This window comes from Rhodoferax koreense, from assembly GCF_001955695.1.
Classification (GTDB): domain Bacteria; phylum Pseudomonadota; class Gammaproteobacteria; order Burkholderiales; family Burkholderiaceae_C; genus Rhodoferax_B; species Rhodoferax_B koreensis.
The window spans coordinates 4,426,658-4,447,113 of sequence record NZ_CP019236.1 but is presented as its reverse complement, the minus strand read 5'-3'; the positions used below and the strand labels follow the sequence as shown (position 1 = coordinate 4,447,113).

The window sequence follows — 20,456 nt, the reverse complement described above, 5'->3', positions numbered from 1 at the left end:
TGCGCGGGGCGCCTTCAGTTCAACGGCCCGGCGCCCAGAAGCCGCCGCGCAGCTGCCAGCCCCGGCCGCTCGGCACCCATTGGTGCGGCTGCCAGTGGTAGCCGGGGCGATACGCTTCCATGTGCCCTGGCCGCCACACGTGTCGACCGCCTTCCCACAGCCAGATCCCCGAGACCCAGAAATAGCCCGCGGGCGCGACGCTGACGACCTCGGGCGGTGGCGGCGGCGGGGCGACTTCGGCATAGATCGGCTGCGGCTGCACCTGCGGCGGGCTGGTGTAGACCACCTGCTGGCGCGGCGGTGCGACGACGCAGCCGGTCAAGGCTGTGGTGGCGGCCGCCACGGCCAGCAGGCCGGCCAGGGACAGGGGTGAGCGAATCGGGCGCATGGGGTTCTCCAGAATCGGGTTGGTGTCTGCCTACAACTGCCCACACCAGGGCGGGGCTGACCGACCAGGCGTAATGTTTCGGTAAAGACCGGTCAGCAGACGATTCCCTTTACCATCAGGCCCCTTTCCCATCCTCCATCCTTCCTCCGCATCGCCCCACCATGGCCCGACTTCCGCGCCTGAACGTCCCCGGCCTGCCGCACCATGTGGTCCAGCGGGGCAACAACCAGCAGCCCGTGTTCGCCGGCGTGGAAGACTACGTTTTCTTCTCTTCGCTGATGGAAGAGAACGCCCGGGCCTTCCGCGTGGCCGTGCACGCCTACGTGTGGCTGCCGAACCAGGTCCAGCTGCTGGCCACGCCGGAAACGGAAGAGGGCTTGCCCAAGCTGATGCAGGCCGTCGGCCGCCGGTACGTGCGCCACTTCAACGACAGGCAAGGCCGCAGCGGCACCCTGTGGGAAGGGCGCTACCGCAGCACGGTGCTGCAGCCGGAGCGGCACCTGCTGCCCTGCATGGCCTTGATCGACACGGCCCCGGTGGATGCCGGAGAGGCGGGCGAGCCGCGCGACTATCCCTGGTCCAGCCACGGCCACTACGTCGGCCTGCGCAACGACCGGCTGGTGACGCCGCACGCGCTGTTCTGGCGGCTGGGCAACACGCCGTTTGCCCGGGAAGCCGCCTACGCCGAATTGGTGCAGACCGGACTCGCGGCCGACGAGCGGCAGCAGCTCTTCGATGCCGTGCTCCGAGGCTGGGCGTTGGGCGACGCCGAATTTGTCGCGAATTTGCAAACGAGAACCGAGCGACGCGTGAGCAAATCGTCCGCTGGACGACCGTCGACCCGTAAATCCGAAGTGCCAAAAATGACTGGTTAGACCATCGAATCGGCGTCATCAGCTATCTTTTTTGATTTGTCCCCAATTAATTTCTGATTAAATTTCTCAAGAAATAATTGGAATCTGACCCCAATTTTATTGCTTGGCATTGTTGTTGCAGTGGTCTATGCTCCCATTCCCTGCGATATCTATTAGGAGTGCGCCATGACGACGGCTGCCGAGATTCAATATCTCAAAGACCACGGTTTGTATTCGTCCAGCAACGAGCATGACGCTTGTGGCCTGGGTTTTGTGGCCCACATCAAAGGCGAGAAGCGGCACGACATCGTGACCCAGGCGCTGAAGATCCTGGAAAACATCGACCACCGTGGCGCGGTCGGCGCCGACAAGCTGATGGGTGACGGCGCCGGCATCCTGATCCAGATCCCCGACGCGCTGTACCGCGAGGAAATGGCGAAGCAGGGCGTGACCTTGCCGGCGGCCGGCGAATACGGCGTGGGCATGATCTTCCTGCCCAAGGAGCATGCCTCCCGCCAGGCCTGCGAACAGGAGATGGAGCGCGCCATCAAGGCCGAGGGCCAGGTGCTGCTCGGCTGGCGCGACGTGCCGGTGGACCGCGACATGCCGATGTCGCCCAACGTGCGCAAGACCGAGCCGCTGTTGCGCCAGGTGTTCATCGGCCGCGGCGATGACGTGATCGTGCAGGATGCGCTCGAGCGCAAGCTGTACGTGATCCGCAAGACGGCCAGCGCCAACATCCAGAACCTCAAGCTCAAGCACAGCAAAGAGTATTACGTGCCGAGCATGTCCAGCCGCACGGTCATCTACAAGGGCCTGCTGCTGGCCGACCAGGTGGGCGTGTACTACAAGGATTTGTCCGACGAGCGCTGCATTTCCGCCATCGGCCTGGTGCACCAGCGCTTCTCGACCAACACCTTCCCCGAATGGCCGCTGGCCCACCCGTACCGCTACGTGGCGCACAACGGTGAGATCAACACCGTCAAGGGCAACTACAACTGGATGAAGGCGCGCGAAGGCGTGATGGCCTCGCCGGTGCTCGCCGCCGACCTGGCCAAGCTTTACCCGATCAGCTTCGCCAACCAGTCCGACACCGCGACCTTCGACAACTGCCTCGAATTGCTGACCATGGCCGGCTACCCGATCAGCCAGGCGGTGATGATGATGATCCCCGAGCCGTGGGAGCAGCACACCAACATGGACGAGCGCCGCCGCGCGTTCTACGAATACCACGCCGCGATGATGGAGCCGTGGGACGGCCCGGCGTCGATCGTCTTCACCGACGGCCGCCAGATCGGCGCCACGCTGGACCGCAACGGCCTGCGCCCCTCGCGCTACTGCGTGACCGACGACGACCTGGTCATCATGGCTTCCGAGTCCGGCGTGTTGCCGATCCCGGAAAACAAGATCGTGCGCAAATGGCGCCTGCAGCCCGGCAAGATGTTCCTGATCGACCTGGAACAGGGCCGCATGATCGACGACGACGAGCTCAAGGCCAACATCGTCAACACCAAGCCCTACAAGCAGTGGATCGACAACCTGCGCATCAAGCTCGACAACGTGGCTGCCGACGCCGCGCCCGTGGCCGCCAGCGCCACGGCCTTGCTCGACCGCCAGCAGGCCTTCGGCTACACGCAGGAAGACATCAAGTTCCTGCTCTCGCCCATGGCCCAGGCCGGCGAGGAAGGCATCGGCTCCATGGGCAACGACAGCCCGCTGGCTGTGCTCAGCGACAAGAACAAGCCGCTGTACAACTACTTCCGCCAGATGTTCGCGCAGGTGACGAACCCGCCGATCGATCCGATCCGCGAAGCCATCGTCATGTCGCTGGTGTCCTTCATCGGCCCCAAGCCCAACCTGCTCGACATCAACCAGGTCAACCCGCCGATGCGGCTCGAGGTGGCGCAGCCGATCCTCGACTTCGCCGACATGGCCAAGCTGCGCGACATCGATCGCCACACGCATGGCAAGTTCAAGAGCGCCACGCTCGACATCACCTATCCCGCGGCCTGGGGCCGTGAAGGTGTGGAAGCCAAGCTGGCCTCGCTGTGCGCCGAAGCCGTCGATGCCATCAAGGGTGGCAAGAACATCCTGATCGTCAGCGACCGCAACGTCAGCGCCACGCAGATCGCCATTCCGGCGCTGCTGGCTTCCAGCGCCATCCACCAGCACCTGGTGGGCCAGGGCCTGCGCACCACCACCGGCCTGGTGGTCGAGACCGGCACCGCGCGCGAAGTGCACCATTTCGCCGTGCTCGCGGGCTACGGCGCCGAAGCCGTGCACCCCTACCTGGCGATGGAAACCCTGGCCGACCTGCACAAGGACCTGCCGGGCGACCTGTCGCCCGAGAAGGCCATCTACAACTACGTCAAGGCCATCGGCAAGGGCCTGTCGAAGATCATGTCGAAGATGGGTGTCTCCACCTACATGAGCTACTGCGGCGCGCAGCTGTTCGAGATCATCGGCCTGAACAACGACACGGTGGCGAAGTACTTCACCGGCACGGCCAGCAAGGTCGAAGGCATCGGCGTGTTCGAGATCGCCGAGGAAGCGCTGCGCATGCACAAGGCCGCCTTCGGCGACGATCCGCTGCTGGCCAGCATGCTCGACGCCGGCGGCGAATACGCCTGGCGCGCGCGTGGCGAGGAGCACATGTGGACGCCCGACGCGATCGCCAAGCTGCAGCACAGCACGCGCGCCAACAACTGGAGCACCTACAAGGAATACGCCCAGCTGATCAACGACCAGAGCCGCCGCCACATGACGCTGCGCGGCCTGTTCGAGTTCAAGATCGACCCGGCCAAGGCCATTCCGGTCGAGGAAGTGGAGCCGGCGAAGGAAATCGTCAAGCGTTTCGCCACCGGCGCGATGTCCATGGGCTCGATCTCCACCGAAGCCCACACCACGCTGGCCGTGGCGCTGAACCGCATCGGCGGCAAGAGCAACACCGGCGAAGGCGGCGAGGACGCGAACCGCTACCGCCAGGAACTCAAGGGCATCCCGATCAAGCAAGGCCAGACGCTGGCCGACATCATCGGCAAGGACGTGGTCGAGAGCGACTATCCGCTCAACGAAGGCGACTCGCTGCGTTCGCGCATCAAGCAGGTGGCTTCGGGCCGCTTCGGTGTCACGGCCGAATACCTGTCGTCGGCTGACCAGATCCAGATCAAGATGGCCCAGGGCGCGAAGCCGGGCGAGGGCGGCCAGCTTCCCGGTGGCAAGGTCACGGAATACATCGGCAAGCTGCGCCACTCCGTGCCGGGCGTGGGCCTGATCTCGCCGCCGCCGCACCACGACATCTATTCGATCGAGGATCTGGCCCAGCTGATCCACGACCTGAAGAACGTGGCGCCGCATGCGAGCATCAGCACCAAACTGGTCTCCGAAGTGGGCGTGGGCACCATCGCCGCGGGCGTGACCAAGTGCAAGAGCGACCACATCGTGATCGCCGGCCACGACGGCGGCACCGGCGCGTCGCCGTGGTCGTCGATCAAGCATGCGGGCGGTCCGTGGGAAATCGGCCTGGCCGAAACCCAGCAGACCCTGGTGCTGAACCGCCTGCGCAGCCGCGTGCGGGTGCAGGCCGACGGCCAGATGAAGACCGGCCGCGACGTCGCCATCGGTGCCTTGCTGGGTGCCGATGAATTCGGCTTCGCCACTGCGCCGCTGGTGGTCGAAGGCTGCATCATGATGCGCAAGTGCCACCTGAACACCTGCCCGGTGGGTGTGGCGACGCAGGACCCGGTGCTGCGCAAGAAATTCCAGGGCAAGCCCGAACACGTGGTGAACTTCTTCTTCTTCGTCGCCGAAGAAGTGCGCCAGATCATGGCCCAGCTCGGCATCCGCAAGTTCGACGACATGATCGGCCGCGCCGACCTGCTCGACATGCGCCGTGGGCTGTCCCACTGGAAGGCCAGCGGCCTGGACTTCAACCGCCTGTTCGCGCTGCCGAACGTGCCCGCCGACGTCGGCCGTTACCACACCGAGAACCAGGAACACGGCCTCGAGAAGTCGCTCGACAACGTGCTCATCGAAAAATCGCGCCCAGCCATCGACCGCGGCGAGAAGGTGCAGTTCATCGAGGTGGCGCGCAACGTGAACCGTTCGCTCGGCGCCATGCTGTCGGGTGCGCTCACCAAGGTGCGGCCCGAAGGCCTGCCCGACGACACCATCCGCATCCAGCTCGAAGGCACGGGCGGGCAGTCGTTCGGCGCCTTCCTGGCCAAGGGCATCACGCTGTACCTGATCGGCGACGCCAACGACTACACCGGCAAGGGCTTGAGTGGTGGGCGCATCGTGGTGCGTCCGAGCATTGACTTCCGCGGCGTGTCGACGCAGAACACCATCGTCGGCAACACCGTGATGTATGGCGCGACGAGCGGCGAGTCCTACTTCAGCGGCGTGGCCGGCGAACGTTTTGCCGTGCGCCTGTCGGGTGCGACCACGGTGGTCGAAGGCACGGGCGACCACGGTTGCGAATACATGACCGGCGGCACCGCGGTGATCCTGGGCAAGACCGGGCGCAACTTCGCCGCGGGCATGAGCGGTGGCGTGGCCTACGTTTTTGATGAGGACGGCCAGTTCGCCAAGCGTTGCAACACGTCGATGGTGACGCTCGAGAAAGTGCTGCCGGCGGCGGAGCAGACCGCGATCGGTGGCCTGCCGCATCACTGGCATTCGGGCCAGACGGACGAGGCGCAGCTCAAGAAACTGCTGGAAGACCACAACCGCTGGACCGGCAGCAAGCGCGCGCGCGAACTGCTGGACAACTGGGGCGAGTCGCGCGGCAAGTTCATCAAGGTGTTCCCGAACGAATACAAACGCGCGCTGGCTGAACGTCAAGAGCAAAAAGTGCTCGCAGCGCCCGAAAAGTCTACGCCTGCAGCTGCGAAAAACGTAGCAGTCCCCGCCAAATAAAAACCACGACGAAACAGGATCAGAACATCATGGGAAAAGTCACTGGCTTCATGGAGTACGGGCGGATCGAGGAAGGCTACAAGCCGGTCCCCGAACGCCTGAAGCATTACAAGGAATTCGTCGTCGGCCTCGATGAGAAGCAGGCCAAGGTCCAGGGCGCGCGCTGCATGGACTGCGGCACGCCGTTCTGCAACAACGGCTGCCCGGTCAACAACATCATTCCGGACTTCAACGACCTGGTCTACCGCGGCGACTGGCAGAACGCGTTCGCCGTGCTCGACTCGACGAACAACTTCCCAGAGTTCACCGGCCGCATCTGCCCCGCGCCCTGCGAGGCGGCCTGCGTGCTCAACGTGAACGACGACGCGGTGGGCATCAAGTCCATCGAACACGCCATCATCGACCGCGCCTGGGAAGAGGGCTGGGTCAAGCCGCGCCCGGCACAGCACAAGACCGGCAAGAAGGTCGCCGTGGTCGGTGCCGGCCCGGCCGGCCTGGCGGCGGCGCAGCAACTGGCCCGTGCCGGCCACGACGTCACGCTGTTCGAGAAGAACGACCGTGTCGGTGGCCTGCTGCGCTACGGCATTCCCGACTTCAAGATGGAGAAGAGCCACATCGACCGCCGCGTCGAGCAGATGAAGGCCGAGGGCGTGACGATCCGCACCGGGGTGGTCGTCGGCGCGGCCAAGGATCCGCTGGGCAAGGGCTCCAAGGTCACCAACTGGGCCAAGGAAAACATCACGCCCGAGCAACTGCAGAAGGAGTTCGACGCCATCCTGCTGACGGGCGGCGCCGAGCAGTCGCGTGACCTGCCGGTGCCCGGCCGCGACCTGGACGGCATCCATTTCGCGATGGAATTCCTGCCGCAACAGAACAAGATCAATGCCGGCGACAAGCTCAAGGCGCAACTGCGCGCGGACGGCAAACACGTCATCGTGATCGGCGGCGGCGACACCGGCTCCGACTGCGTGGGCACGAGCAACCGCCATGGCGCGGCCAGCGTCACGCAATTCGAATTGCTGCCGCAGCCACCCGAAGTGGAAAACCGTCCGCTGACCTGGCCCTACTGGCCGATCAAGCTGCGCACCAGCTCCAGCCATGAAGAAGGCTGCGAGCGCGAATTCGCCATTTCCACCAAGGAGTTCATTGGCGAAAAGGGGAAAATTACCGGTTTGAAGACCGTCCGCATCGAGATGAAGGACGGCAAGCTGGCCGAAGTGCCCGGTTCCGAGCAGATCCTGAAGGCCGATCTGGTGCTGCTGGCCATGGGCTTCGTGAGCCCCGTGGCCACCATGCTGGACGCCTTCGGGGTCGAAAAGGACGCGCGCGGCAACGCCAAGGCGACCACCGATTTCACCGGCGGTTACGCCACGAGCGTGCCCAAGGTGTTCGCCGCCGGCGACGTGCGCCGCGGCCAGAGCCTGGTCGTGTGGGCGATCCGCGAAGGCCGGCAGGGCGCGCGTGCCGTCGATGAGTTCCTGATGGGGTATAGCGATCTGCCACGCTGAAAACGCGTTGCCCGCCAATGAAGTGTGGCAATTTGCCACACGAACCGCCGGGGGAGCCAACCCGACAACGGGTTAATGCGGATTCCCTTATCATCGAAGAAGGCCGGAGCCGTTCCGGCCTTTTTCATTTTTATGCCTGCGAACCCTTCCGAAAATCTTGTCGAACTGCGCAACCTGACCTTTGGTTACGGTGAGCGCGCCGTGCTCGATGGCATTTCGCTGACCATTCCGCGCGGCAAGGTGACCGCCTTGATGGGCGCCTCCGGCGGCGGCAAGACCACGGTGCTGCGCCTGGTCGGCGGCCAGCTGCAGGCGAACCGGGGCGAATTGCTGTTCGACGGCAAGCCGTTGCCCACCGACGCGGCCGGCCTCTATACCGCGCGCCGGCGCATGGGCATGCTGTTCCAGTTCGGCGCCCTGTTCACCGACATGAGCGTGTTCGACAACGTGGCCTTCCCGCTGCGCGAACACACCGACCTGTCCGAGGTGCTGATCCGCGACATCGTGCTGATGAAGCTCGGCGCCGTCGGCCTGCGCAATGCGCGCGAGCTGATGCCCAGCGAAGTCTCCGGCGGCATGGCGCGGCGCGTGGCGCTGGCGCGCGCGATCGCGCTCGATCCGGAACTGATCATGTACGACGAACCGTTCTCCGGCCTGGACCCGATTTCGCTGGGGACATCGGCCCGGCTGATCCGCGACCTGAACGACGCCATGGGCCTGACCAGCATCATCGTCTCGCACGATCTGGACGAGACCTTCCGCATCGCCGACCAGGTGATCGTGCTGGCCAACGGCCGGATCGCCGCCCAGGGCACGCCCGACGAGGTGCGCCACAGCAACGATCCGCTGGTGCACCAGTTCGTCAATGCCCTGCCGGACGGGCCGGTGCATTTCCATTACCCTGGCGCCACGGTGGCGCAGGATTTCGGCGCGGGGCTGAACCCCGTGGAACAACAGCGCGGCGGTACACGATGAGTTGGTACAAACCGGCCGACGTCGGCTTCGCCACACGCCTCAAACTCGCCGAGATCGGCAGCGGCACGCGCCTGCTGCTGCGCCTGGTCTCGCTGATCGGGCCGACGTTCCGGCGTTTCGGCCTGGTGCGCGACCAGATCCATTTCCTGGGCAACTATTCGCTGGCTATCATCATGGTCTCGGGGCTGTTCGTCGGCTTCGTGCTCGGCCTGCAGGGTTACTACACGCTGCAGCGCTACGGCTCGTCCGAGGCGCTCGGCCTGCTGGTCGCCCTGAGCCTGGTGCGCGAGCTCGGGCCGGTGGTCACCGCTTTGCTGTTCGCCGGCCGGGCCGGCACTTCACTCACCGCCGGCATCGGCCTCATGAAGGCCGGCGAACAATTGAGCGCGATGGAGATGATGGCGGTGGACCCGGTGAGCCGCATCCTCGCGCCACGTTTCTGGGCTGGCGTGATCACCATGCCGCTGCTGGCCGCGCTGTTCAGCGCCGTCGGCATCCTCGGCGGCTACGTGGTCGGCGTGGTGATGATCGGCATCGACGCCGGTTCGTTCTGGAGCCAGATGCAGGGTGGCGTCGACGTCTGGCGCGACGTCGGCAACGGCGTGATCAAGAGCGTGGTATTCGGTTTCACCGTGACCTTCGTGGCGCTGCTGCAGGGCTTCGAGGCGCAGGCCACGCCCGAAGGCGTGTCGCGGGCCACGACGCGCACGGTGGTGATGGCATCGTTGGCGGTGCTGGCGCTGGACTTTGTCCTCACCGCCACGATGTTCAGTCTTTGAAGAAGAAGGATGGTTATGCAGCGTTCCAAAAATGACGTCTGGGTGGGTTTGTTCGTGCTTCTGGGGGCGGCCGCGGTGTTGTTCCTGGCCTTGCAGTCGGCCAACCTGCTGTCGCTGAGTTTCCAGAGCGGCTACCGCGTCAACGCCAAGTTCGACAACATCGGCGGGCTCAAGCCCAAGGCCGCGGTGAAGAGTGCGGGCGTGGTGGTCGGCCGGGTGGCGGCCATCGTGTTCGACGACAAGTCCTTCCGCGCCGACGTGGCGCTGGACCTGGACCCGCACTACGCGTTTCCCAAGGACAGTTCGCTCAAGATCCTGACCAGCGGCCTGCTGGGTGAGCAGTACATCGGCATCGAAGCCGGCGCGGACGAGAAAAATCTCGTGGCCGGCGACACCATCGCCAGCACGCAGTCGGCGGTCGTGCTGGAAAATCTGATCAGCCAGTTCCTGTACAGCAAGGCCGCCGACGGTCCGAGCACGCCGGCCGCGCCAGCCAAAAAATAAACCATAACAAGGAAAGTTCCCTGCCATGAAAAAGATAGCACGCTATGCAGCCTCCATGGGGGCTTTGATGGCATTACTCGTGTTGAGCGGCTGCGCCACCGGCCCCGATGCCAATCCGCGCGATCCGCTCGAACCGTTCAACCGCGGCGTCTACAAGTTCAACGACGCGGTCGACACCGCCGTGGTGAAGCCGGTGGCCACGGCCTACACCAAAGTCACGCCGCAGCTGGTGCGCACCGGGGTGACGAATTTCTTCTCGAACCTTTCCGAGCCGTGGAGCTTCATCAACAACGTGCTGCAGGGCAAGGGTCAGGCGGCCGGCGACAATTTCGGCCGGTTCGTGCTGAACACGGTGTTCGGCGTGTTCGGCCTGGCCGATCCGGCCAGCGACATCGGCATCGAACGCCATCGTGAAGATTTCGGCCAGACGCTCGGCCGCTGGGGTGTGCCTTCCGGCCCGTACCTGGTGCTGCCGCTGCTGGGCCCATCCACCGTGCGCGACACGGCCGCACTGCCGGTGGACTACACCGGCAATCCGCTGACCTACGTGGAGGACGACGGCGCGCGCATCGGGCTGTACGTGCTGCGCGCGGTGAATGCCCGCGCCAACCTGCTACGCGCCGGCAACGTGCTCGACGAGGCGGCGCTCGACAAATACAGCTTCAACCGCGACGTCTACCTCCAGGTGCGCCGCAACGAGGTGTATGACGGCAATGCGCCCGATCCGGACGCTGCCGCCCCCGCCGGCCCGGCACCTGCCGCCCCTGGCCTCAAACCCTGAACCTGTTCATCCTGTTGCAAAACGCCTGGCCGGTCCGGAACTGGCGCCCTCGGCGCCGGCTCCAACGCCGAGTGCAGCAACGGGACCTTTCCCTTACGGAGATCCATTCCATGAAGAACCCTGTTTTCCATCGTCGCTTTCTCGGCCTGCTGGCCGGTGCCTTCGTGCTCGCGGCGGCAACCATGACCACGGTGCCCGCACGTGCGGCCGATGAATCGCCCGACGCGCTGGTCAAGCGCCTGTCTTCCGACGTGCTCGACACCATCAAGGCCGACAAGTCGCTGCAAGGTGGCGACATCAACAAGATCATCGCGCTGGTCGACACCAAGATCATGCCCAACGTCAACTTCCAGCGCATGACGGCCTCGGCCGTCGGCCCCGGCTGGCGCCAGGCCACGCCCGACCAGCAGAAGAAGCTGCAGGACGAGTTCAAGACGTTGCTGGTGCGCACCTATTCCGGCGCGCTGGCCCAGGTCAGCGACCAGGAGATCAGCGTCAAGCCGCTGCGCGCCGCGCCAGAGGACAAGGATGTGCTGGTGCGCACCGAGATCAAGGGCCGCGGTGATCCGATCCAGCTCGATTACCGGCTGGAGAAGACGCCCGGCGACGGCGCGGGCTGGAAGATCTACAACCTGAACGTGCTCGGTGTCTGGCTGGTCGAGACCTACCGCAGCCAGTTCGCCTCCGAGATCAACGCCAAGGGCATCGACGGCCTGATCGCCTCCCTGGCCGCGCGTAACCAGACGAACGCGAAGAAGAGTTGAGCCTCGACGACATGCTCGTCCTTCCCGCCGAACTGACCCACGACCAGGCCGAGCCCTCGCTGCGCATGCTGCTGCAGGGCCTGCGTTCGCAGACCGATGCGGCCGTGGTCGTCGATGCCTCGCCGCTGGCCAAATTCGATTCCTCCGCGCTGGCCGTACTGCTCGAATGTCGGCGCGAAAGCATGGCCATGGGCCGCAGTTTCGCGGTGCGTGGCCTGCCGGCACGGCTGGCTGCGCTGGCGGGGCTGTACGGCATCGCCGAGCTGTTGCCGGCGGCCAACTGAGCGACGCGAGCGAAGCGCGGCTACGGGCTCGCGCGGGCTGCCGATAAGCCCAACTCGGCCAATATCTCTTCCGTATGCGCCCCGTGGTCGGGTGCCGGATGGCGAACCTTGCATGGCGTGCCGGAGAGTTTGACCGGGAACCCGACCATCTGCACGGCACCATGCGCCGGATGCATCACCTCCAGCACCATGTCCTGGTGCCGCATTTGCGGATCGTTCAGAGCCTCCCCCACGTTCTGCACACGGCCGCATGGCACGCCCCCGGCGTTCAGCCGCCGTATCCAGTTGGCCTGTGTGTCGCGCCGGAGCCTTTCATTGATCAGCAGGTTGAGTTCCTTGCGGTGCAGCAAGCGCAGGTCGTTGGTGCAGAAACGCGCGTCGGCCAGGACATCGGCCAGACCCAGAATCGACATGAAGCGCGCGAGGATGTCTTCCGTGCTCGGTGCCACCGCAATTTCGCCGTCGCTGGCGCTGAACATGCCGTAGGGTGAAGTGATCGGGTGGTCGTTGCCGGTGCGCGGCGCGAGTTGCCCTGTCGCCAGGTAGTCGGATGTGAGGTAGGCGAACATGCTCAGCATGCCCGCCATCATCGACGACTCGACGCGTTGGCCGCGGCCGGTGAGGTCGCGCGCGCGCAGCGCGTTGACGATGCCGTAGGCGGCGTAGAGTCCGGCGACGAGATCGGTGATGGGCGGCGCGCAGCGCAGCGCGGGATGGTCCGGCCCGCCATTGGCGCTCATGAAGCCGCTCATCGCCTGGATCACGAAATCGAAGGCTGGCCGATCCGCATAGGGTCCCGTCGATCCGTAACCGTTGATGCTGGCCACGACCAGCCGCGGGTTGATGAGTTCGAGCTGGGTCTCGTCGAAACCCATCTCGGCCAGCACGCCGGGACGAAAGTTCTCGACCAGTACGTCCGCGCGCTGCAGCAGTCGCACCAGCACGTCCTTGTCCCGCTCGGTGCGCAGGTCCAGCGCCATGGAGCGCTTGTTGCGGTTGAACGAGGCGAAGTACCAGCTGAAATCATTCACAAGCGTCCCCGCCTTGCGCACCGGGTCGCCCTCCCGGACACCTTCGATCTTGATGACATCTGCGCCCATGTCGCCTAGCAGCATGGTGCAGAACGGGCCGGAAAGGATGCGTGTGAGGTCCACCACCTTGATGCCGGAAAGCGGTTGTTGCATGAAGACTCCTAGCCCGCAGCGGTGGGCACGGCATCGGCGGCGTGCAGCGTCAGTCGCGGGCCCGCCCGCATCACCTGGCCGACCAGCGGCTTCTCGAGCGCACGCTCCATGCGCAATGCGACGTCGATCGACTTGCACAGGTCGATGCCGGTCTCATAACCGCTCTCCTGCAGCAGGTAGACCAGGTCCTCGGTGCAGATGTTGCCCGTGGCGCCGGCCGCGAACGGGCAGCCGCCCAGGCCACCCACCGACGCATCGAAGCGACGCACGCCTTCCTCCAGTCCGACAATGACGTTGGCCAGGCCCACACCACGCGTGTTGTGCAGATGCAGGCAGAGGTCGAGCCCGGGAAATTCGGCCTTCAGCGCGCGTACCGTGGCGCGCACGTTGGCCGGCGTGGCCATGCCAGTGGTGTCGCCCAGCGTCAGGTGTTTCACGCCGAGCTCCGCATAGGCGCGCACGATGCGGAACATGTTGGCCTGATCGATCTCGCCTTCGAAAGGGCAGCCGAAAGCCGTGGCGACCGCGCCGAGCCGGTCGATGCCGGCCTCCCGCAAACGTTCGGCAATGGCCGCAAAGCCGTCGATCGACTCGCCGATGCTGCGGTTCAGGTTCTTGCGGTTGTGGGTTTCCGAGGCCGAGCACAGCAAAACGCCGCCGTCGAGCGAAGTTTCGGCCGCGCGGTCAGCACCGCGCACGTTGGGCACCAGCGCCATCAGGTAGGTGTCGTCGCGCCGGGCGATGCCGGCCAGCACCTCGGCCGCATCGGCGAGTTGCGGCACGGCTTTCGGCGACACGAAGGAGGTCACCTCGATGAGGCGGATGCCGCTGGCGATCATGGCGTCGAGGATGGCGATCTTCTCGGCGGCAGGGATCAGCTTCTTTTCGATCTGCAGGCCGTCGCGCGTGCCGACTTCGATGATGTCGACCCATTTGTCGGACCTGGGGGACGCGTCTTTTGACATTTCTTTTCCTTGGTTGGGGGCCGTAAGGCTTTGCCGTGTGGAAGGGACAAGGGGGATTTGAGAGGGCTACTTGATCGCCAGGTTGGGCAGCCAGGTGGCGAATGCGGGAAAGACCGAGACCAGCGCCAGCACCAGCAGCGACCAGGCGAGGAAGGGCAGCGTCTCCACCGCCACCGACCACAGCCGCACGCGGCCGATGGCGGCGGTGATCAGGATCAGCAGGCCGACCGGTGGATGCAGCATGCCGATCATCAGGTTGATCACCACCACGGTGGCGAAGTGCGTCGGGTCGATGCCCAGCGCCGCCTGGATCGGCAGCAGCGTCGGCACGAACATCACCAGCGCCGGCAGCGGCTCGAAGACCATGCCCACGGCCAGCAGCAGCAGGTTGACCACCAGCAGCACCACCAGCGGATCCTTGGAGATGCCGAGGATGGACTGCGAGATCAGCGTGGCGATGTGCGCCTCGCTCATGAGCCACGAGAACGGCCCGGCAGCGGCCAGCAGGAACAGGATCACCGCCGCCGTCTTGGCCGCGGAATAGAACACCGTGCCCAGGTCGCGCAGCTTCAGGTCGCGGTAGATGAACACGCCGACGGCCAGCGCATAGACGCAGATCACGCCGGCCGCCTCGGTCTCGGTGATCACGCCGGAGCGAATGCCGACGATGATCAGCACCGGTACCATCAGCGCCCAGATCGCCACGCGCGTGCTGCGCACCTGCTCGCCCCAGCCGACCTTGGGCCTGGCCAGGTAGTTGCGCCGGCGCGCCATGTAGGCGCAGATGGCCACGTAGCCGCCGAACAGCATGAAGCCCGGCACGATGCCGGCGAGAAACAGCTTGGCCACGGAGATGTTGGCGATGACGGCGTAGACGATCATCGGGATCGACGGCGGCAGGATCGGCCCGAGCATCGCCCCGGCGGCGATCACCGCGGCCGCGTAACCCGGCTGGTAGCCTTCCTTCTTCATCGCCGGGATCAGCAGCGCGCCGGTGGCGGTGGCGTCGGCCACGGCCGAACCCGAGATGCCGGCCATCACCAGGTTGGTGGTCATGGCGACCTGCGACAGGCTGCCGCGGAAATGGCCGACCATGGCGGTGGACCAGTCGATGAGCCGGCGCGTGAGCCCGCCGTGGTTCATGACCTCACCAGCCAGCACGAACAGCGGCACGGCCACCAGCGCCGGGCTGTCCACGCCCGAGACCAGGGTCATCGGCGCCATGATCAGGTCGATCGGCGTGCCGCTGTGCAGCAGCATGCCGAACAGCGCCGCCACGATCATCGAAAAGCCGACGTCTAGGCCCGCGACCAGCAGGAAGAAGAACAGCAGGACGCTAATCGTGATGATCATCGTGGTCCACCCTGAAATCGATGTTCAAAAGCCCGCCGCTCAGCAGGTCGGCGAAGCGCAGCACCAGGAACAGGATCAGCAGGCCCAGACCGCCGAGTGCCGCCGCGTACATCACGTCGTAATTCAGCGGTGTGCCCATGATGGCCTGGAAGGCGCCGACTTCCAGCAGCCTGAAGCCGACGATCACCAGCACCACCGACACCGCCAGGATCACGAGATCCAGCACGATGGCGATGGCACGCCGCACGCGTGGCGGCGCCAGGTGGTTCAGCACCTCGACACGCACGTTGGTGCGGTCGCGGATGCCGACGGCGATGCCGAGGAAGGTCAGCCAGACCAGCCCGAGCCGCGCGAACTGGTCATGCGCGTCGAAGCTCGACTTGAGCACGTAACGGTCGGCCACCTGGCCCACGGTGAACAGCAGCACCATCAGCAGGCACAACACCAGCGCGGCCTTGACGAGGGTGTCGAGCCAGCGCACCGGCCAGGCCAGGTGGCGACGGTCCGACGGCGCCCGCGGCTCGGCATCGAGGGACGGCGCTGGCGCGCTGGCGGCCATCGGCCGCGCGGCGGTCTGCAGAGGTCGCAGGTGTGGCAGCGCGCTCACTGGGCGTCCTGGATCTTGCGGATGCGGTCGACCAGGCCGGTCGGCCACAACTTGCCATCCTGGTCTTTCTCGATGCCGGCCGTGGCGGCGCGGAAGGCAGCCTTGTCTGGCACCACGTAGTTGACGCCGGCCGCCTTCAAGGTGGCCACGCTGTCCAGGTCGAACTGGCGTGTGAGTTCGGTGGTCACCGCGCCGGCTTCGCGCGATGCCTTCTTGAACACCTCGCGGTCTTCCGGAGACAGCGTCTTCCACAGCCGCTCGGAGACGAAGAAGCCGACCACTTCGTACACATGGTCGGTGGCCGACCAGAACTTGGCAGCCTCATGGAATTTGGGCGGGATCGAAAGGTCGAAGCCGTTGTCCTGCCCATCCACCGTGCCGCGCGACAAGGCGTTGTAGATCTCCATCATGCCCAGCGGCGTCACCTGCACGCCCAGCTTGTCGAAGGTGGCCTTGAGCATCGGAATCGCCGGAATGCGCAGCCGCATGCCCTTCAGGTCCTCGGGCTTCATGATCGGCCCCCTGGTGGTCTGGATCGCGCGCGGCGAACGTTGTCCCCAGGCGCCGAACACGCGCACGCCGGAAGTCTCGCCGACCTTGTTGTAGATGGCCTGGAACTCGTCGTTGTTCAGGATCTTCTCGGCCCATTCGCCGTTCTTGAACAGGTAGGGTACGTAGACCACGTTCAACGCCTCGCCGCCGCGCACGAAGCTGATCGACGACAGGCCGAAGTAGCTCATGTCGACCGTGCCGACCTGCATCGCCGACAGCAGCTGCGAGATGTCGCCGAGCTGGCCGTCGGTGTAGACGCTGACCGTGTAGCGGCCCTTGCTCTCGGCTTCGACCACTTCCTTGAACTTCAGCAGCGCCTTGTGCCAGGGGCTGTTGGAGATGGCGATGGTGGCCATCTTGATGACCTTGGGTTGGGCTTGCGCAGCGGCCAGCGTGGGCAGCAACAAACAGGCGGCGAGCAGCCAGCCCCAGAATCTGAGTTTCATTTTTGTCTCCTGATGGATCGGTGATGAACAGCCCCGCATCGGCGTGCGGGTGCAGGGAACGGGTCGGGATGAGCCTGGCGACGCGGTCGCTCAGAACTCCCACTGCACGGGCTTGGCGCCCGCGATCGGCGACTTGAAACGCGCCACGCGGGTGCCGAACAGCGAGGCCAGGTAGACCGTCTTCAGGTCCGGCCCGCCGAAGGCGATGCTCGAGAGGTTGCCGAGCGGGCGCTGGCCGCCGGAATCGAGGTGCTTGCGCGTGTAGCTGCCGTTGTGGAAAGCTTCTTCCGCGGCCGCCAGCGTCGCCGGGTCGGCATCCTCGAGGACGATTTCCTGCCGGCCATCCTGCGTGGCACGGATCACGCGGTTGCTGACCACGCTCACGATCCACACCGCGCCCTCGGAGTCGAAGGTGAAGCCGTCCGGAAAGGTACCTGCGCCATACTGCGCGAACACCTCGCGCGGGCCGAGCGAGCCATCGGGACGCAGTTCGAAGCGGCTGGTGCAGCGCGCGATCGTTTCATTCACGTAGAGGTGGCGGCCGGTCGGATCGACGATGGCCTCGTTGCTGAACCCGATGCCCTCGGCCACGATGCGCGGGCCACGCTCATCGATGAGGATGATGTAGCCGTCGGCATGACCCTTCTTCATCGATTGTTCCCTTGGCACCAGGCGCGTGCTCACCGTGACCCATGTTCTGGATTGGCTGTCGATGCCGACGAAGTTGGTGGGCTCTAGCTTGCGCCCGCCGAGCTCGAGCAGGCGCGGCTTCATCGTGCCGTCGGGCGCCATGTGCCAGACGCCGCCGCCCGGGCCGAGGTCGGCCATCAGGAAGCTGCGGTCGGGCAGCAGCGCGATGCCGTTGGGCAGGAAACCCTCTGGCGCACCTTTTGCGCGGATGCGTTCGGTGCGGCCGTCGGAGCGGATGATGCTGATGCCGCCGCGCCGGTCCGGCAGGAACAGGTCGCCCGAACGTGTCGCCAGCACACATTCGCCGCGGTCTAGGTCTTCGCCGATGAAGTCGATGTCTTCCGCTGAAACTTTGAACATTTTGTCTCCTCGCTGGGATGTTTTTTGAAGGTCCGTCGCGCGTCGAGGTCGCTTGCAGACCAGCGCGATTCTGTGGCGTCCAGCGCAAAGTACAAGCGATGATTGAGAACCTCCCCCCTGCTCGAAACGAGATGGGTCGTGCAGGGATCAGCGGGAAATGGGTTTCGCTGCGGCTGCGCGGGCGCCGCGGTGTGGCAACGCCGACAGCGCGCCGTCAGGCCATCGACGGCCAGCCGACGTCTCGGTGCCTGGTCATGCTGGTGAGCAGGCTGTCCTGGAAGCGTTCTTCCACGCCGCGCTGCTGCAGATGGGCGACGAAAGCCTTGGAGGCGGATGGCAGGGAGGCGTCGTCCCGCACGGCCAAGCAGATCATCGGCCGGGCCCAGGCATCGTTGAGCGGCGTGAATTTCAGGCCGAAGCTATCGCTGTGGGTCCTGGCGAAGAACAGCGGTACCACGCCGACGCCCATGCCGTTGGCCACCATGCGGCAAACGGTCTCGTACGAGTTCACGCGGATGTTGGTGTGTTTGGGGCGCGCGAAGTCGCGTGCGGCATGCTCGAGCAGGGCTGACATGCCGCTGCCCTGGCTGAGCTCGACCTGCTGGAAGTCGAGCGTGTCGGTGTAGGCCAGCTCGGCGCGGTCGGACAACGCATGGTCGGCCGGCATGACCACGGCCAGGGTCAGCGTGCGGTAGGGATGGATCTGCAAGCTCTCGTGGTTGGCGATGTCGGGCGCGATGCCGACGTCGGCCGTGCCCTCCATTACCGAGCGAAAGATGGCGGGCGTGACGTTTTCGCAGAGGTCGATCTTGATGTGGGGATGGGCGCGCATGAAGTCCTGCATGTCCGCGGGCAGGTGCGAGGCCAGTGCCGACGAGCCAGCCAGCACCCGCACATGGCCGCGAATGCCCTGCGCATATTCCGACATCTCGCCGTGCATGCGCTCCATGGCCTGCAGCAACATGCGCGCGTGGTGCTGCAGCGCCTCGCCGGCCGGCGTGGGAGTGACGCCTTTCACGCCACGCTCGAGCAGCGGCACACGGAACAGGGATTCCAGTTCACCCACGCGTTTGCTCACCGCGGACGCCACGATGCATTCCCGGGCCGCGGCTTTGGCGATGCCGCCTTCTTCGAGGATTGTGAGAAACAACCGGATGGAAAAAGGGTCGATGTCGCGCACGGCTCTGGAGTGTTCGAGGCAGGGAGGAGTGGGGCTGTGCAAACACTAACATGCGATCCCCCGGGTCCGATACCTGATAAACCTGGATACGCAGCCTGGATTCGGGCAAGACCCGAGGCAGCGACAAAGGCCGCGTGCTAGGCTGGCTGGCAAAACCAAGACGGAGATCGCCATGCCAGGATTGCTACCCCAAGTCGACCCCCAGGGCCTGCTCGAATATTCGGTGGTCTACACCGACCGCGCGCTCAACCACATGTCGCAGAGTTTCCAGGGCGTGATGCGCGACATCTCTGGCGTGCTGAAACAGGTTTACCACGCGCACGCCGTGGCCCTGGTGCCCGGCAGCGGCACCTTCGGCATGGAGGCCGTGGCGCGCCAGTTCGCGGGCGGCCAGAAGGTGCTGGTGCTGCGCAACGGCTGGTTCAGCTACCGCTGGACGCAGATCTTCGAGATGGGCCGGATTCCGTCCGACGCCACCGTGCTCAAGGCGCACCGGCAGGGCAGCCACAAACAATCGCCTTTCGCGCCCGCGCCCATCGAGGAGGTGCTGGCCACCATCGCCGCCGAACGCCCGGCCGTGGTGTTCGCGCCGCATGTGGAAACCGCCAGCGGCATGATCCTGCCCGACAGCTACCTGCGCGCCGTGGCGGACGCCGTGCACGCGGTCGGTGGCCTGTTCGTGCTCGACTGCATCGCCTCCGGTGCGATCTGGGTCGACATGGCAGCCACCGGCGTCGACGTGCTGATCAGCGCGCCGCAAAAGGGCTGGAGCAGTTCGCCCTGCTGCGCGCTGGTGATGCTCAGCCCGCTGGCGCGCGAACGCATCGAGCACACCACCAGCAGCAGCTTCGCCTGCGATCTGAAGAAGTGGCTGCAGATCATGGAAGCCTACGAAAAGGGCGGCCATGCCTACCACGCGACCATGCCCACCGATGCGCTCGCGCGGCTGCGCGACGTGATGCTGGAAACCCGCGACTACGGCTTCGAGAAGCTGCGCGCCGAGCAGCAGGCGCTTGGTGAGCAGGTGCGTGCGCTCCTGGTGGCGCGGGGCTTCCCGAGCGTGGCCGCGGCCGGTTTCCAGGCGCCGGGCGTGGTGGTGAGCTACACCGAGGACCCCGAGATCCAGTCGAGCAAGAAGTTCCTGGGGCAGGGCCTGCAGACCGCCGCTGGCGTGCCGCTGCAGTGCGACGAAGGCGCGGACTTCCAGACCTTCCGCATCGGCCTGTTCGGGCTGGAAAAGCTGCACAACCCCCAGCGCAGCGTGGACTTCCTGGCGCGTGCGCTGGACCAGATCCAGGCGCCCCAACGCGCTGCTGCCCGACCCGCCGCCGAGATGGCCCGATAGACCGCCTCCCACCCTTGATC

The 20,456-nt window shown here is 65.5% G+C and carries 18 protein-coding genes; 10 read left to right on the top strand and 8 right to left on the bottom strand.

The window, feature by feature from the left end; all coding sequences use genetic code 11:
* Positions 1-19: 19 nt before the first annotated feature.
* Positions 20-388, bottom strand: a complete 369-nt coding sequence (locus RD110_RS20640; protein ID WP_076201625.1) for a YXWGXW repeat-containing protein — start codon at positions 386-388, stop codon at positions 20-22.
* Between the two features lie 161 nt (positions 389-549).
* Here RD110_RS20640 and RD110_RS20635 point away from each other — a divergent pair, with 161 nt between their 5' ends.
* From RD110_RS20635 to RD110_RS20595, 9 genes are all read left to right on the top strand, one after another.
* Positions 550-1,263, top strand: coding sequence for a transposase (locus tag RD110_RS20635; protein ID WP_076201623.1), 714 nt, complete (start codon positions 550-552; stop codon positions 1,261-1,263).
* A gap of 165 nt (positions 1,264-1,428) precedes the next feature.
* On the top strand, positions 1,429-6,159 hold the full coding sequence (locus RD110_RS20630; RefSeq protein ID WP_076201621.1) for a glutamate synthase-related protein: 4,731 nt from the start codon (positions 1,429-1,431) through the stop codon (positions 6,157-6,159).
* A 29-nt stretch (positions 6,160-6,188) separates the two neighbouring features.
* Positions 6,189-7,667 (top strand): glutamate synthase subunit beta, encoded by a 1,479-nt coding sequence (locus tag RD110_RS20625; protein WP_076201620.1) that lies wholly within the window; start codon positions 6,189-6,191, stop codon positions 7,665-7,667.
* A 132-nt stretch (positions 7,668-7,799) separates the two neighbouring features.
* Positions 7,800-8,642, top strand: a complete 843-nt coding sequence (locus tag RD110_RS20620; RefSeq protein ID WP_204249991.1) for an ABC transporter ATP-binding protein — start codon at positions 7,800-7,802, stop codon at positions 8,640-8,642.
* Complete coding sequence (mlaE, locus tag RD110_RS20615; RefSeq protein WP_076201616.1) at positions 8,639-9,421, top strand: lipid asymmetry maintenance ABC transporter permease subunit MlaE; 783 nt, start codon at positions 8,639-8,641, stop codon at positions 9,419-9,421. The genes RD110_RS20620 and mlaE overlap by 4 nt, the downstream gene beginning before the upstream one ends.
* A gap of 15 nt (positions 9,422-9,436) precedes the next feature.
* Positions 9,437-9,925: an outer membrane lipid asymmetry maintenance protein MlaD gene (gene mlaD, locus RD110_RS20610; protein WP_076201615.1), complete on the top strand. Its 489-nt coding sequence runs from the start codon at positions 9,437-9,439 to the stop codon at positions 9,923-9,925.
* Between the two features lie 25 nt (positions 9,926-9,950).
* On the top strand, positions 9,951-10,706 hold the full coding sequence (locus RD110_RS20605) for an MlaA family lipoprotein (RefSeq protein ID WP_076201613.1): 756 nt from the start codon (positions 9,951-9,953) through the stop codon (positions 10,704-10,706).
* 110 nt (positions 10,707-10,816) lie between these two features.
* Positions 10,817-11,470, top strand: a complete 654-nt coding sequence (locus RD110_RS20600; RefSeq protein WP_076201611.1) for an MlaC/ttg2D family ABC transporter substrate-binding protein — start codon at positions 10,817-10,819, stop codon at positions 11,468-11,470.
* Positions 11,471-11,481: 11 nt separating this feature from the next.
* Positions 11,482-11,754 carry an STAS domain-containing protein gene (locus RD110_RS20595; protein ID WP_076205360.1) on the top strand — a complete coding sequence of 91 codons (273 nt, stop codon included), beginning with the start codon at positions 11,482-11,484 and terminating at the stop codon, positions 11,752-11,754.
* 20 nt (positions 11,755-11,774) lie between these two features.
* Here RD110_RS20595 and RD110_RS20590 read toward each other — a convergent pair whose 3' ends face one another.
* The 7 genes from RD110_RS20590 to RD110_RS20560 form a co-directional block, all read right to left on the bottom strand.
* The gene (locus RD110_RS20590) at positions 11,775-12,938 is read right to left on the bottom strand and encodes a CaiB/BaiF CoA transferase family protein (RefSeq protein WP_076201609.1); all 1,164 of its coding nucleotides are present in this window, start codon (positions 12,936-12,938) and stop codon (positions 11,775-11,777) included.
* An 8-nt stretch (positions 12,939-12,946) separates the two neighbouring features.
* On the bottom strand, positions 12,947-13,903 hold the full coding sequence (locus RD110_RS20585) for a hydroxymethylglutaryl-CoA lyase (RefSeq protein ID WP_076201608.1): 957 nt from the start codon (positions 13,901-13,903) through the stop codon (positions 12,947-12,949).
* Positions 13,904-13,969: 66 nt separating this feature from the next.
* Positions 13,970-15,256, bottom strand: coding sequence for a TRAP transporter large permease (locus RD110_RS20580; RefSeq protein WP_076201606.1), 1,287 nt, complete (start codon positions 15,254-15,256; stop codon positions 13,970-13,972).
* Entirely contained in the window at positions 15,240-15,863 is a 624-nt protein-coding gene (locus RD110_RS20575; RefSeq protein WP_076201605.1) for a TRAP transporter small permease, read from the bottom strand. The genes RD110_RS20580 and RD110_RS20575 overlap by 17 nt, the downstream gene beginning before the upstream one ends.
* Positions 15,860-16,861: a TRAP transporter substrate-binding protein gene (locus RD110_RS20570; protein ID WP_076201603.1), complete on the bottom strand. Its 1,002-nt coding sequence runs from the start codon at positions 16,859-16,861 to the stop codon at positions 15,860-15,862. Before RD110_RS20570 ends, RD110_RS20575 begins: the two co-directional genes overlap by 4 nt.
* Before the next feature lie 90 nt (positions 16,862-16,951).
* Positions 16,952-17,911 carry an SMP-30/gluconolactonase/LRE family protein gene (locus tag RD110_RS20565; protein ID WP_076201602.1) on the bottom strand — a complete coding sequence of 320 codons (960 nt, stop codon included), beginning with the start codon at positions 17,909-17,911 and terminating at the stop codon, positions 16,952-16,954.
* A 214-nt stretch (positions 17,912-18,125) separates the two neighbouring features.
* Positions 18,126-19,091, bottom strand: a complete 966-nt coding sequence (locus RD110_RS20560) for a LysR family transcriptional regulator (protein ID WP_076201600.1) — start codon at positions 19,089-19,091, stop codon at positions 18,126-18,128.
* A 172-nt stretch (positions 19,092-19,263) separates the two neighbouring features.
* Between RD110_RS20560 and RD110_RS20555 the strand changes: the two genes are divergently transcribed.
* Positions 19,264-20,436: an aminotransferase class V-fold PLP-dependent enzyme gene (locus RD110_RS20555; protein WP_076201599.1), complete on the top strand. Its 1,173-nt coding sequence runs from the start codon at positions 19,264-19,266 to the stop codon at positions 20,434-20,436.
* Positions 20,437-20,456: the final 20 nt, after the last annotated feature.